Source organism: Rhodococcus sp. BS-15 (assembly GCF_000813105.1).
Lineage (GTDB): Bacteria > Actinomycetota > Actinomycetes > Mycobacteriales > Mycobacteriaceae > Rhodococcoides.
The window spans coordinates 1-13,283 of record NZ_BAOX01000033.1 but is presented as its reverse complement, the minus strand read 5'-3'; the positions used below and the strand labels follow the sequence as shown (position 1 = coordinate 13,283).

Here is a 13,283-nt window from a genome sequence, read left to right as displayed (position 1 = left end):
ACCGGAGTCATTACCCCCGCGCGATGCGGTTCAACCAGAGAGCGCGATCATCGCGATCGCACCGAGCGCCAATACCATTCCGATCTTCTGCAACGTGCCGACTCGCTCGCCGAGCATCACCATCGCCAGCAGTACCGTCGCCGCCGGATACAGCGACGCGATCACACTCACCAAAGAGAGCAGACCATCCTGGTAGGCGTAGATCATCGCAGCGTTGGCGACGACGTCGAGGACGCTGACGAAGGCCGCCAGTTTGAGCACGCTCCCGTGCGGAGGTGAAAAATGGCCGGACGCCAGGGCCACGATCCAGACCACCGCGGTCGCCGATGCGCGCGACGCCGCGAGCGGCCACAGCCCGCTGCCGTCCCCGATCCGGTGCAGGAAAATGAAGGCGAACGCGAACGTCACCCCCGAGCCGACCGTCAACCAGGCGACCGTTCGGGTGAACTTCATCTCACGTCCACCGGCCACCTCGCCGGTCACCTCATCCGGAGATTCCCTGCTCACCAGCACCACGGCCACCAGTGCGACGGCGATACCGACGAACGCGATGACGCCGGGACGCTCACCCATCGACAGCCCCACCAGCACCGGGATCCCGGCTACCAGCACGGCGGTGACCGGTGAGACCACGGCCATCGGGCCGGCAGCGAGGGCCAGGTAGAACCACCACACCGCGACGCCACCTGCGACACCCGAGGCCAGCCCCCAGAGCATCGCTGGGAGCTCGATGGTGCCGCCGACGAACGGTGCGACGAGCAGAACGATCACCAGTGACAGGGGGTACGACACGATGACCACCCGGAGGGCGGCGACCCGGCGGGACGCGACACCTCCGACGAAATCGCTCACCCCGTAGCCGACGGCGGCTACCAGCGCGAGCAGAACAGCGGTCAGCGCATTCCCTTCACGCGACGACCGAGCTCGCGAGTGACCTCGCGTTCGGCGGTGCGCTTGGCCAGCGACTGCCTCTTGTCGTAATCCTGCTTACCCTTGGCCAGTGCCAGCTCGACCTTGACCTTGCCGTCGGAGAAGTACATCGACAACGGCACCAACGTCAGGTTTCCCTCTTTCACCTTGCCTGCGAGGCGGTCGATCTCGCGACGGTGAAGGAGCAGTTTGCGGTTTCGCCGCGGCGCGTGGTTGGTCCAGCTGCCGAGCGTGTACTCGGCGATGTGCAGTCCGCGTAGCCAGATCTCACCGTCGTCGACGGTCGCGAAGGCGTCGACCAGCGAGGCCTTGCCGTCACGCAGACTCTTGACCTCGGTTCCGACGAGGGCAACTCCGGCCTCGACGACGTCGAGTATGGAGTAGTTGTGCCGCGCCTTGCGATTGGTCGCGATGGCCTTGCGGCCCTTCTCTCTCACTGCAGGGCCCTTTCTCGAGCGTTCGCCGCGTGGAGCGGTTCCACGGGCAACCGCTCCAGCATAGAACCGAACGGCAAGCGGATTTATTCGCGCACGTACAGGCGCAACGTGATGTACGCCGTCACCGCGGCCATTCCGACTCCGACCAGAGCGAGGAACGGCGAGACGAGCAGCACGTCACTGTTCGATATCCGGGCCAGAATGTTGGCTTGATACACATCCGAGAGCACGTCGTCGATGAACATGTTCTTGGCGGTGAACAGGCCCGCGATGGCCAGCGCCGAGCCGATCAATGCCGCCACCACCGCCTCGAGCAAGAAGGGCAGCTGGGTATACCAACGAGTGGCACCGACCAAGCGCATGATTCCCACCTCGGTTCGCCTGGTGAACGCGGCAATCTGAACCATGTTGGCGATCAACAGGATTGCGGCGATGGCCTGCACCGTGGCAATGGCGAAGGCAGCGTTGCGCACCCCGTTGAGCACACTGAACAGGCGCTCGACCAGGTCGCGCTGATTGAGCACGCTCTGCACACCCGGTCGATTCTCGAAGTTGTCGTTGATCACCCCGAACCGTTCGGGATCACTCAGACGCACCTTGAACGACGCGGGAAAGCTGTCGGCACTGACCAGCTCGGCCAATTCCGGCTGATCCTTGAACACGCGCTCGGTGGCGTCCTTCACCGCGTCCTCACGGTTGAGGTACTGCACCGACACCACCGACGGGGTGTTGTCGAGATCCGAGCGCAGGGTGGCGCAGGTCTCCTGGGCGCAGTCGGGATCGGTCGCGGAGATGTCGTCGGTGAGGAAGATCTGCACCTCGACCCGATCGAGGAAGATCTGCTGGGTTTTTCCCGCCATCTGCACCACGAGAAGTCCGCCGCCGAACAGGCCGAGGGAAATCGCGGTCGTCAAGATCATGGCGATCGTCATGGTGATGTTGCGGCGAAGGCCGGTGAAGACCTCGCTGAAGATGAAACTTGCGCGCATCGCGGAATCCGAGCCCTTCGGTTCGTTCGGTCGTGAAGTCTGTGCGGTCCTGAATCTGCGGCGGCGTCAGCGACCGACGCCGTAGACCCCGCGGGCCTCGTCACGAACGACTCGCCCATTGTCGAGTTCGACCACGCGACGGCGCATCGAGTCGACGATGTGGTTGTCGTGAGTGGCCATCAGCACCGTGGTTCCCGTGCGGTTGATGCGCTCGAGCAACAGCATGATGTCTTGGCTGGTGTCCGGATCGAGGTTGCCGGTCGGCTCGTCCGCGAGCAGAACCAGTGGGCGATTGACGAAGGCCCGAGCGATGGCCACTCGCTGCTGCTCGCCACCGGACAGCTCGTTCGGCAGACGATCGGACTTGCCGCCGAGTCCCACGAGCTCGAGAACTTCCGGGACGGTCCGCTTGATCATCGAACGAGGCTTACCGATCACCTCGAGCGCGAACGCCACGTTCTCCACCACGGTCTTCTGCTGAAGCAGGCGGAAGTCCTGGAACACGCAGCCCATGCTCTGACGCAGCCGCGGGACGCGTCGCGCGGCCAGCCGGTTGACATGGAAATCGGCGACGTGAATGTCGCCGGAGGTAGGCGTCTCCTCCTTGAGGAGCAGCCGCATGAACGTCGACTTGCCCGAACCGGACGGGCCGATCAGGAACACGAACTCACCCTTGTCGATGGAGACCGTCACTTTGTCCAGGGCGGGCCTGGTGGAGGTCTTGTAGGACTTGGACACATTCGAGGTGCTGATCACGGGTCGCCAGTGTAGTCCCTACCCGTCGGTAACCGCCGGAACCTCGTGGGCACCGCGGCGAGTCCCGAGAGTCGGTAAAGGCCGACTCAGCGCGCCGATGTCGGCGCAGGCTGGGTGGGTATCAGCGACTGAATCCCCGGCGGAAGCGGCAGGCCGAAAGGTGTGGTCGTCGCCGCCGGTGCGGTGGTCGTCGGCTGCTGTCCGGTGCCGTCGACGACGCCTCCGGATTGCTCCGGTTCGGTGGTTGCGGTAGCGTCGGCGCTGTGGTGGACGTGACCGAGCTGCTCGGCTGGGTCGTCTGCGGCTCGGTGTACGGCGTCAGTTCGGCGGGGGTCGACTGCCGTCGGCCCCTGAACGGCTTCTCGGTTCTGCGCATCGACCTCGGCGCTGACCTGGCCGTACAACAAGCCTGTCAGTACGAAACAGATGCCGAACGCCACCGTGGACGTACGGACCCGGCCACCGATCTTGGTGGGGATGCGCCACTGTCGCCACTGCGGTTTCGGATGCTCGGTTTCGATATTCGGAGTGCTCACTTCTTGTCCACCACCCGGACGGGTCCTGTGGATTCCGGTGCAACGCCTGCGGTACTGATGTCGGGGGCGACACTGATGCCCTCGGGCTGCAGAGCAGCGGCCACTCGGACCCGGATCTCGCGACCGACCTGGAACTGCTTTCCCGGCAACGTTCGCGCCACGAGACGGACATTGACCTGCCCCACTTCGATGCTCTCCACACCCATCACCGTCGGTTCGTCGAGCAGTAGTGGACGCAATCGAGAATCGGCGAACGCATCCCGGCCGACCGCGCGGAGCAAAGCGTTGACCTGAGTGAGATCGGCGGTACTGGGCACCGGAACGTCGACGACCGCGCGTGCCCAGTCCTTGGAGAGGTTGATCGCTTTGACGATCTGACCGTTCGGAACAGTGATGACCTCGCCGTCGACACTGCGTACCCGAGTCACCCGCAATGTCACGTCCTCGACAGTCCCCGCGGCGTCCTCTGCGGAACCGAGGACGGCAATCTGCACTACGTCACCGAATCCGTACTGTCGCTCGGTGATGATGAAGAACCCGGCGAGAATGTCCTGCACGACGCGCTGAGCTCCGAAGCCGAGAGCCGCACCGAGGACCGTTGCCGGTGCCACGAGCCCGCCGACGCCGAAGCCGAAGCGGCGCAACACCTCGATGGTGACCAGGATGTAGATGAGTGTGACCGCGACCCAGGTGATGACCTGAGCCAGAGCATGGCGATGTTTGGCGGCTTCGGAACGGACGAGGGCGTCGCTGTGCTTGTAGTTGTCGTCGATTCGGGAAGTGATCCGAGACCCGGTCCAGGTGACGAATCGCGCGGCCAGCAACCCCCCGAGGATGTACATCACGATTCCGAGGCCGTTGAGCTTGACCTCGGGCGTCACGTTGAGCCAGGTCGTCATCGGATCGATGGAGTGAAACCTGCGCAATGACCGGTCATCTACTGCTCCCCTCGCATTCGCCAGCGGATTCCCGACTCAAGGAATCCATCGATGTCTCCGTCGAGAACAGTAGACGGATTGTTGACCTCGTACTCGGTACGCAAATCCTTGACCATCTGGTAAGGGTGCAACACGTACGAGCGCATCTGGTTGCCCCAGGAGCTACCGCCGTCACCCTTGAGCGCGTCCATCTCGGCGCGCTCTTCCTTGCGCTTGACCTCGAGCAGCTTGGCCTGCAGCACTCGCATGGCCGAGACCTTGTTCTGCAGCTGCGACTTCTCGTTCTGGCAGGTCACCACGATGCCGGTCGGAATGTGTGTCAGTCGGACAGCGGAGTCGGTGGTGTTCACGGACTGGCCACCCGGACCGGACGAGCGGTAGACATCCACACGAATGTCGTTCTCGGGGATCTCGATGTGATCGGTGGTCTCGACGACCGGGAGAACCTCGACCTCGGCGAACGAAGTCTGCCGGCGACCCTGGTTGTCGAACGGGCTGATGCGGACCAGCCGGTGCGTACCTTGCTCGACCGACAGCGTGCCGTAGGTGTACGGAGCCTTGACCGCGAACGTCGCACTCTTGATGCCGGCCTCTTCGGCGTAGGACGTGTCGTAGACCTCGACGCCGTAGCCGTGCTTCTCGGCCCAGCGGATGTACATGCGCATGAGCATCTCCGCCCAGTCGGCGGCGTCGATTCCGCCGGCACCGGACCGAATATTCACGAGAGCGTCACGGGCGTCGTACTCGCCGGACAGCAGGGTCCGCACTTCCATGGCTGCGATGTCCTCCCGGAGCGACGCGCGTTCGGCGTCCGCATCGGCAGTGGCCGACGCGGCTGCCTCACCCTCTTCACCCTCGGCGAGCTCGTACAGCACCGGCATGTCCTCGAGGCGCTGGCGGAGCTCTTCGACGCGGCGAGTTCGGCCTGCGCATGAGACAGTTGACTGGTCACCTGCTGCGCATGTTCCTGGTCGTTCCACAGGTCCGGCGACGCGGCCTGGTGCTCGAGTTCATCGATGCGTCGCCGCAGTTCCTCGACGTCGAGAACCGACTCGACGGTGGACAGAGTGGTGTCGAGCTCGGCCAGGTCTGCAGAAACGTCGGGATGCACGAGAGTCAAGGTTACCGGCACGCGAACCCACGCCCGACCGCCCCCGAGTATCGGCAGGCACAGTCGGCCGTACCCGTCGTTAGTCTTACGCGGTGACCGACTACTCCGAGGATCTTTCTCTCGCCCTTCGACTCGCCGACGAGGCCGACGCCATCACTCGCCGACGATTTCTCGCCATGGACCTCTCGGTGGATTCCAAGCCGGATCTGACACCGGTGTCCGACGCGGATCTGGCCGTCGAGACGACGATCCGCAGCTCTCTCGGATCGCACCGCCCCGCCGACGCGTTGCTGGGCGAGGAGTTCGGCGGCACGGCGACGTTGCGCGGACGCCAGTGGGTCGTCGATCCCATCGACGGCACCAAGAACTTCGTCCGCGGCGTACCGGTGTGGGCCACCTTGATCGCCCTGCTCGACGACGGCGTACCCCGGGTCGGAGTCGTCAGCGCACCTGCCTTGAACCGACGCTGGTGGGCCGCACTCGATCTGGGTGCCTGGACGGCATCGGACATGGGCACCCCGCGCCGGATCGAGGTCTCGAAGGTCGATTCGCTGGCGTCGTCGAGTCTGAGTTTCTCCAGCCTGTCCGGGTGGTCCGAATTGGGCATCAGGGATCGGTTCCTCGATCTGACCGACGCCGTGTGGCGGGTGCGCGGCTACGGCGACTTCTTCTCGTACTGCCTCGTGGCCGAAGGGGCAGTCGACATCGCCGCCGAGCCCGAGGTCTCGCTGTGGGACCTGGCCGCACTCGATGTCCTCGTGCGCGAGGCCGGGGGGCGACTTCACCGCACTCGACGGCAGCGCAGGCCCGCACGGTGGCAGCGCAGTGGCCACCAACGGCCTATTGCACCACGAGGTCCTCGCGCACCTGTCCCCCAGCGCGAAAAATCTCGCCTAGAGAACTGCCGCCAGAATCAGCGCGATCAGCGGCGTGATGCCCTGGACGAACGCAGCTCGGAAATACTTCGTGCCGCCGGTGGCCAGAACGAGCGCAGCGCCGACGATGCTGGCGCAGGCGAAGTAGACGATGGCGTGGCCTGCAGATCCGCCCACGATCAGCCCGACCACGATGCCGATGGCGAGAAACAGGTTGTAGAAGCCCTGATTGAAGGCCATCGGTTTCACGACGTCGGCGTCGTGCTGACTCGCGACGCCGAAGCGCCCCCACACCGCGGGCCTGGACCACACCACGCTTTCCATGACGAAGATGACGACGTGAAGGGCCGCGGCGACGGCGGCGAAGACCTGAGCGATCGGATGCACGCGAACAGCCTGTCACACCGATACGACGGGTGATACGAAATGTCGCGCGGATGTCGAGACCACCGGTACTTACTCGACAGTAGACAGCTAACTTACTCGGGAGTAAGATCTGTGAAGTCCGTGACCGACGCCGAGGAACTGGTGATCATGAGCAAGCAAGACAGTGTGGTCGACGCGAAGGCCCCGAAGGTGCCCCGCGATACTTCTGCGGTTGGCCTCAACCCGTTCAAGAGAGATGCCATCGGAACCGCCATGCGCGTTCTGACCGCCATCACCGGATCGGAACTGGCGGAGAAGTACAACCTCCGCCAGACCATCGACCGGGTGACGTACGAGAGCACCAAGACCGGGTTCAAGACCCTCGGCGCTGCCAATCGCACGTTCGCCAAGGTCACCGGCGGCGGCAAGCCCAAGCGTCTCGAAGACGGTGCCGCCAAGAACCTGAGCTACTTCGACCTGACGCCCGACGACGAACAGCGCATGATCGTCGAGACGGTCAAGGAGTTCGCCGAGGAGATCCTCCGCCCGGCCGCCTTCGACGCAGATCACAGTGCCTCGTCACCCGAGGATCTGGTTCGTCGCTCCGCCGAGCTCGGCATCACGCTCATCAACGTTCCCGAGGAACTCGACGGTGCCGCCAGCGAGCGTGGCGCGGTCACCAACTCCCTCGTCGCCGAGGCACTGGCCCACGGCGACATGGGCCTGGCATTGCCCATCCTCGCGCCCAGCGGCGTCGCCGTGGCTCTGACCCAGTGGGGCACCGACGCACAGCAGAAGACCTACCTCCCGGCATTCGTCGGCGAGAAGGTGCCCAATGCAGCAGTGGTCGTCAACGAGCCGCGCGCACTGTTCGATCCGTACGCGTTGCAGACCAAGGCCGTTCGCTCTCCCAGCGGCTACAAGCTCAACGGAGTCAAGAGCCTCGTGCCTGCTGCCGGCAGCTCCGAGCTGTTCGTCATCGCCGCAGAACTCGAAGGCCGTCCGGCATTCTTCATCGTCGAGTCCGACTCCAAGGGCCTCGTCGTCGAAGCCGACCCGAGCATGGGCCTGCGCGCAGCCGGCCTCGGTCGCCTGATCCTGACCGACGTCGCAGTTCCCGAGTCGGCACTGCTCGGTGACGGTGACGCAGACCAGCGGGCCGCCGAGTACAGCGCTGCCATCGGTCTCGCGCGCCTCGGCTGGGCATCGCTGGCCGTCGGTACGAGCCAGGCCGTACTGGACTACGTCGTTCCGTACGTCAACGATCGTGTCGCCTTCGGTGAGCCGATCAGCAACCGCCAGGCCGTGGCCTTCATGGTCGCCAACATCGCCATCGAACTCGACGGCATGCGGTTGGTCACGCTGCGCGGCGCTTCGCGGGCCGAGCAGGGACTGTCGTTCGCTCGTGAATCGGCGCTCGCGCGTCGGCTCGCCTCCGAGAAGGGCATGCAGATCGGTTCCGACGGCGTGCAGCTGCTCGGCGGTCACGGCTTCACCAAGGAGCACCCGGTCGAGCGTTGGTACCGCGATCTGCGGTCCGTCGGCGTCGCCGAGGGCATCGTTCTCATCTAACTCGCCGCCCCGAATTCCATGGCACTCACCCAAGGACATACACGATGATCAATCTTGAACTTCCCAAGAAGCTTCGGGCGCAGGCGAATCAGGCTCACCAGGTCGCTGCCGAGATCTTCCGCCCGATTTCCCGCAAGTACGACCTCGCCGAGCACGAGTATCCGGTCGAGCTCGACACCATGGCCTCGATGGTCGAAGGCATGTCCGACGCCGGCGGGGAAATCGGCGGAGCCGCCGGTGGCCGCGAGAAGGACAGCGAGTCGGCCAAGCCCAGCAAGACCGCGAACGCCAACGGCGGCAACATGTCCGCTCTGGTGAACGTGATCGAGACCTGCTGGGGCGATGTCGGCCTGACGCTGTCGATCCCCTACCAGGGACTCGGCAACTCGGCCATCGCGGCGGTGTCCACCGACGAGCAGCTCGAGCGCTTCGGCAAGGTGTGGGCTTCGATGGCCATCACCGAGCCCAGCTTCGGCTCGGACTCCGCAGCCGTGACCACCACCGCTGTCCTCGACGGCGACGAGTGGGTACTCAACGGCGAGAAGATCTACGTCACCGCCGGTGAGCGTTCCACCCACGTCGTCGTATGGGCAACGGTCGACAAGTCTCTCGGCCGCGCGGCCATCAAGTCGTTCGTCGTCCCGCGTGACGCTCCGGGCCTGTCGGTTGCCCGCCTCGAACACAAGCTGGGCATCAAGGCCTCCGACACCGCAGCCCTGCTGCTCGAGGATTGCCGCATCCCGAAGGACAACCTGCTCGGCACCGCCGAGGTGAACGTCGAAAAAGGGTTCGCCGGCGTCATGCAGACCTTCGACAACACCCGCCCACTGGTGGCAGGCATGGCAATCGGCGTGGCACGGGCAGCACTCGAAGAGCTGCGGTCCATCCTGGTGGACGCCGGAGTCGAGATCTCGTACGAGACACCCGCCTACAACCAGCACGCGGCGGCCGCGGAGTTCCTGCGCCTCGAAGCGGACTGGGAGGCAGCTCATCTGCTCGCACTGCGTGCGGCATGGATGGCCGACAACAAGGAGCCGAACTCCCTGCAGGCCTCGATGTCCAAGGCCAAGGCGGGTCGCTCGGCGGTCGACATCACCCTCAAGGCAGTGGAACTGGCCGGCACGTACGGCTACTCCGAGCGCCCGCTGCTCGAGAAGTGGAGCCGCGACTCCAAGATTCTCGACATCTTCGAGGGAACGCAGCAGATTCAGCAGCTGATCGTTGCTCGTCGTGTACTCGGAAAGTCGTCTGCAGAACTGAAGTGACACCTGGCTCGTCGTCGAGCCGAAAGTAGCTGCGAAACGGCATCGGACCTCGAGTCCGATGCCGTTTTTCGTACGTGAGAAAAAAAATTCCGGGACCGGTGTCGATATCGTGGTCGGCCGAACGTCGTCATCGTGTACGGCGACTCGCGCCGCGACAACGAGGTACCGAACCCAGGAGCGCACCATGAAGTACATCCTTTTGATCAACGCCGACACCGCGCCCGGCGCAGCACCGGGCTGCAGCAGTGTCGAGGACTGGATGACCTACGAGAAAGAGATGAAGGAGGCGGGCGTTCACGTCTCCGGTCACGCGATGGCCGACCTCACGACAGCCACGGCTGTGCGCGTCGACGCCGCCACCGGAGAACGCACCGTGACCGACGGACCGTATGCCGAATCTCACGAGGTACTCGGCGGCTACGACGTGATCGACGTTCCCGACCTGGACGCTGCACTCGAGTGGGCGGCCCGATGCCCGGGCTCCAAGGACGGCGGCGCGGTGATCGTGCGACCCCTTGCAGAATTCTGACCGTCGCAGTCCCGACACGCAGGCTTCTTCGGTGAACGATCCCGGGGTTCATCGGGCGCTCGAATCGGTCTTCCGAGCCGAGCGCTCGATTCTGCTCGCCTCGCTGGTGCAGCGGTATCGCGACCTCGACCTCGCAGAAGAAGTGACCTCGGACGCCATCGAATCGGCCCTGAAGCACTGGCCGGTCGATGCGTCCCGGTCAGGCCTGGTGCCTGGTTGCTCACCACTGCCCGCAGGAAGGCGGTCGATCGCCTGCGCCGCGACCAGAGCCTGGCCGCGAAAGTCGGAGTGCTGCAAGCGGATACGGATCGCAGGGAACCGAGCCGCCTGAATTCGCTCGACGATGCTCTGCCCGACGACCGACTGCAGTTGTTCTTCACCTGCGCGCATCCGGCCCTCGCTGCCGGTGACCGGCTCGCACTGACTCTTCGATGCCTGGCCGGTCTCACCACCGGCGAGGTGGCCCGGGCGCTGCTCATCCCTCCGGCCACGGCAGCGCAGCGAATTGTTCGAGCCAAGAACAAGATTCGGGCCGCACGGATCCCCTTTCGCCTCCCAGGCCCGGACGAGCTGGCAGGCAGGGTGCCGATGGTGCTCGAGGTGGTCTATTCGATCTTCACCGAGGGCTATTCGGCGACGTCGGGTGATCACGTCGGACGAATCGGCCTCACCGACGAGGCACTCGGGATGGGCCGACTCCTGCACGCCGCCTTGCCTGCGGAGCCCGAGGTGACCGGTCTGCTGGCGCTGATGTTGCTGGTCGACGCCAGACGCGACGCTCGAATCGGACCGGACGGTGAGATCGTGCTGTTGGCAGATCAAGACCGTCGACTCTGGAACGCAGAGTCGATCGCCGAGGGTAAGGAACTCGTGCTCGAGGCCCTCGGCGGCGGCCGGGGCGGTCCCTACGCCGTGCAGGCCGCCATCGCTGCACTGCACGACGAGTCACCGGACGCCGACAGCACGGACTGGCCCCAGATCGTTGCGCTGTACGACGTCCTCATGACTCGGACACCGAGTGCAATCGTCGCACTGAACAGGGCTGTTGCTCTGGCGATGCGCGACGGCCCCGGACCCGGCCTTCGAGAGCTGGACCGGCTTGCCGGCGAGGCGTCGTTGCGTCGTTATCATCCCTATCCCATGGCGAGAGCCGATCTGCTGCAACGACTCGGTAGGTTCGAGGAGGCGGCGATCGAGTATCGCCGAGCGTTGGATGTCGCCCGAACCGCACCGGAGAAGCGCCTGCTCCGACGTCGGCTGGAGGAGGTGACCACCTGCCGCGGTCAGGCCGACAGAACCACGTCCACCTGATCTGCCGTCAACGAGCGGTCTGCGTACACCAGGCGAACAGCGTCGGCGTCGGGATTGCCGACATCGGGTCCACGGGTGATCAACTCCAGGCCCGCGCGTTCGGCCACCCAGGCCGACGCGACGTTGTGTTCGAGCAGGTACGCCACGATCGGCAGTTCGGGCTCGGTTCGGTGCGCGCACTCGACTGCGATCTCACACATCTCCGCGGCATACCCTTTGCCCTGTGCGTCGGGATGGAGCGATAGCCGAGATTCCAGAACGTGTTCTGCCGCTTCGAGCACCCGCCGTAGCCACCGACCGTGCGGCTGCCGCGCTCCCGAATGATCCACGTGGCCAATCCATCCCGCCGCCACTGCTCGGACCAGCCCTGCAACATTCGTTCGGTCACGCTGGGATCGGTGTGCCGCAGGCTCGGAAAGTGGGTCCACGACTGCGGGTCGCTGCAGATCGCGTACAGCGCATCGAGATCGGTGACGACCGGTTCGTCGAGATCGAGACGCGAGGTTCGTGTTCGCACACCGTGGATCCTAGGGGGAAGAAGTCTGGTAGACCGGTGGTACACGATCGAGCGAAGGGTGTGACCGTCATGGCCGAGTGGGTCAAGAAGATCGAAGAGAACGCGAAGGGCTTCATCGCGGAGGCGGAGCAGGAGTTGACGGCGCTCGAGGGTGTGGACACGGTCGATCTCACCGCCGATGCCGCCGACGACGACGCAGAAGACACCGCCCATTCCGAAACAGTCACCAGTGACGATGCCCGCGAGCAGGTCTCGGACTGAAGCCCCGATGTCCAGTCGTCACACCTGGACCACGACGACACACGACTGGTCGGTGGACGTCGATCTGGATCATCTGTCGCACATCAGGTCCCGACCCGGCGAATACGCGCCCGGCGGAGTCCTGCACCTCGTTCTCGAGGTACTCGCGTACGCGGCGGACGAAGCCGAACACCAGGGCGGTGGTCACGCGACCGTGACTGTGCACTCGGACGGGACGATCGAGGTGTCCGACACCGGTCGAGGCACCGACACCAGACTCGACGACGGCGTTGCGGTACGAAAGCCTGTCGTCAGCACGAAAGATGTGCGTTTCTTCGACGAACCTCAACCCGTTCTGCTCGACGACGGCCATGCCCGACGCGGGATGTCCACCGTCGCGGCACTGTCCGAGATGCTCGAACACACCAACCGGCGGGTAGACGGTGCATGGACCGGACGATACGAGCACGGAGTTCCCGTGACCGAGCTGGTGGCGACCGAACCGACCGTGCACACCGGCACCACCATCAGGTTCCTCCGACGCCTCCCTGATACCTGCGTCACCACTGACCCCGGAAGATGTGCGTGCGGCAATCGTGCCTCGTGACTTCTTCACGGTGTCGGTGACGTAGCGGGATCAGTCGAACACGGACCAACAGATACTGTTTCTTCTCTTCTGGTCTTCCAGCACCAGCTGCCGCACGCTGTTCGGGAGCCGGTCGCGCTGCCACTCGAGCTCTTCCCTACCCGCACTCATCTCCCGGCCTGCAGGTGCCGCCGCCCGAGCTGCCTTGATGGCGTAGGCGGCCGCTCCGAGGTCGTGTTCGGGTACGTGAGCCACGCAGGCTGCCTGGCCCGCGGCGTATGCGGCGAAGCGAGAGCAACCGTCCAGCGGCCGTGCCGCTCCCATG

At 64.8% G+C, this 13,283-nt stretch carries 15 protein-coding genes and 3 pseudogenes; 7 read left to right on the top strand and 11 right to left on the bottom strand.

Annotated features, from left to right (window positions below):
• Nucleotides 1-30: 30 nt before the first annotated feature.
• The 7 genes from RHBS_RS06780 to prfB form a co-directional block, all read right to left on the bottom strand.
• On the bottom strand, nt 31-885 hold the full coding sequence (locus RHBS_RS06780) for a DMT family transporter (protein WP_121870239.1): 855 nt from the start codon (nt 883-885) through the stop codon (nt 31-33).
• Nucleotides 886-893: 8 nt separating this feature from the next.
• Nucleotides 894-1,367 (bottom strand): SsrA-binding protein SmpB, encoded by a 474-nt coding sequence (gene smpB / locus RHBS_RS06775; RefSeq protein WP_027496576.1) that lies wholly within the window; start codon nt 1,365-1,367, stop codon nt 894-896.
• Nucleotides 1,368-1,450: 83 nt separating this feature from the next.
• The gene (ftsX, locus tag RHBS_RS06770; protein WP_121870240.1) at nt 1,451-2,356 is read right to left on the bottom strand and encodes a permease-like cell division protein FtsX; all 906 of its coding nucleotides are present in this window, start codon (nt 2,354-2,356) and stop codon (nt 1,451-1,453) included.
• A gap of 66 nt (nt 2,357-2,422) precedes the next feature.
• Nucleotides 2,423-3,112: a cell division ATP-binding protein FtsE gene (ftsE, locus tag RHBS_RS06765; protein ID WP_121870241.1), complete on the bottom strand. Its 690-nt coding sequence runs from the start codon at nt 3,110-3,112 to the stop codon at nt 2,423-2,425.
• 86 nt (nt 3,113-3,198) lie between these two features.
• On the bottom strand, nt 3,199-3,648 hold the full coding sequence (locus tag RHBS_RS06760; RefSeq protein ID WP_128645223.1) for a hypothetical protein: 450 nt from the start codon (nt 3,646-3,648) through the stop codon (nt 3,199-3,201).
• Nucleotides 3,645-4,547 (bottom strand): mechanosensitive ion channel family protein, encoded by a 903-nt coding sequence (locus RHBS_RS06755; RefSeq protein WP_121870243.1) that lies wholly within the window; start codon nt 4,545-4,547, stop codon nt 3,645-3,647. Before RHBS_RS06755 ends, RHBS_RS06760 begins: the two co-directional genes overlap by 4 nt.
• A 38-nt stretch (nt 4,548-4,585) precedes the next feature.
• A protein-coding gene (prfB, locus tag RHBS_RS06750) for a peptide chain release factor 2 (RefSeq protein ID WP_128645226.1) occupies nt 4,586-5,697 on the bottom strand; the annotation gives its coding sequence in 2 pieces (ribosomal slippage) (nt 4,586-5,505 and nt 5,505-5,697; 1,113 coding nt in all).
• A 92-nt stretch (nt 5,698-5,789) separates the two neighbouring features.
• On the opposite strand from prfB, the pseudogene hisN reads away from it, so the two are divergent.
• Nucleotides 5,790-6,594, top strand: a pseudogene (hisN, locus tag RHBS_RS06745) (histidinol-phosphatase).
• Here the strand turns inward: hisN and RHBS_RS06740 are convergent.
• Nucleotides 6,591-6,896: a DUF1304 domain-containing protein gene (locus RHBS_RS06740; RefSeq protein WP_306303518.1), complete on the bottom strand. Its 306-nt coding sequence runs from the start codon at nt 6,894-6,896 to the stop codon at nt 6,591-6,593. The pseudogene hisN and the gene RHBS_RS06740 sit on opposite strands and share 4 nt — an antisense overlap.
• Before the next feature lie 204 nt (nt 6,897-7,100).
• Between RHBS_RS06740 and RHBS_RS06735 the strand changes: the two genes are divergently transcribed.
• The 4 genes and pseudogenes from RHBS_RS06735 to RHBS_RS06720 all read left to right on the top strand — a co-directional run bounded on the left by RHBS_RS06735 (nt 7,101) and on the right by RHBS_RS06720 (nt 11,615).
• Nucleotides 7,101-8,510 carry an acyl-CoA dehydrogenase family protein gene (locus tag RHBS_RS06735; RefSeq protein WP_128645225.1) on the top strand — a complete coding sequence of 470 codons (1,410 nt, stop codon included), beginning with the start codon at nt 7,101-7,103 and terminating at the stop codon, nt 8,508-8,510.
• Nucleotides 8,511-8,554: 44 nt separating this feature from the next.
• Nucleotides 8,555-9,775, top strand: a complete 1,221-nt coding sequence (locus tag RHBS_RS06730; RefSeq protein ID WP_121870246.1) for an acyl-CoA dehydrogenase family protein — start codon at nt 8,555-8,557, stop codon at nt 9,773-9,775.
• Between the two features lie 184 nt (nt 9,776-9,959).
• On the top strand, nt 9,960-10,304 hold the full coding sequence (locus tag RHBS_RS06725; protein ID WP_121870247.1) for a YciI family protein: 345 nt from the start codon (nt 9,960-9,962) through the stop codon (nt 10,302-10,304).
• Nucleotides 10,305-10,335: 31 nt separating this feature from the next.
• A pseudogene (locus tag RHBS_RS06720) lies at nt 10,336-11,615 on the top strand (RNA polymerase sigma factor).
• Here RHBS_RS06720 and RHBS_RS06715 read toward each other — a convergent pair.
• Together RHBS_RS06715 and RHBS_RS32110 are read right to left on the bottom strand one after the other, a co-directional pair.
• Nucleotides 11,588-11,968 carry a GNAT family N-acetyltransferase gene (locus RHBS_RS06715; protein ID WP_374700543.1) on the bottom strand — a complete coding sequence of 127 codons (381 nt, stop codon included), beginning with the start codon at nt 11,966-11,968 and terminating at the stop codon, nt 11,588-11,590. The pseudogene RHBS_RS06720 and the gene RHBS_RS06715 overlap by 28 nt on opposite strands.
• 5 nt (nt 11,969-11,973) lie before the next feature.
• A pseudogene (locus RHBS_RS32110) lies at nt 11,974-12,132 on the bottom strand (N-acetyltransferase); the annotation flags it as partial.
• Between the two features lie 69 nt (nt 12,133-12,201).
• Between RHBS_RS32110 and RHBS_RS06710 the strand changes: the two are divergent.
• Both RHBS_RS06710 and RHBS_RS06705 read left to right on the top strand, forming a co-directional pair.
• Nucleotides 12,202-12,393 carry a hypothetical protein gene (locus tag RHBS_RS06710; RefSeq protein WP_128645224.1) on the top strand — a complete coding sequence of 64 codons (192 nt, stop codon included), beginning with the start codon at nt 12,202-12,204 and terminating at the stop codon, nt 12,391-12,393.
• A 7-nt stretch (nt 12,394-12,400) separates the two neighbouring features.
• Nucleotides 12,401-12,979: an ATP-binding protein gene (locus tag RHBS_RS06705; protein WP_128645222.1), complete on the top strand. Its 579-nt coding sequence runs from the start codon at nt 12,401-12,403 to the stop codon at nt 12,977-12,979.
• Between the two features lie 30 nt (nt 12,980-13,009).
• Here the strand turns inward: RHBS_RS06705 and RHBS_RS06700 are convergent.
• Nucleotides 13,010-13,283: putative immunity protein (locus RHBS_RS06700; RefSeq protein ID WP_374700542.1), on the bottom strand; the 274-nt coding region annotated here is incomplete at its 5' end.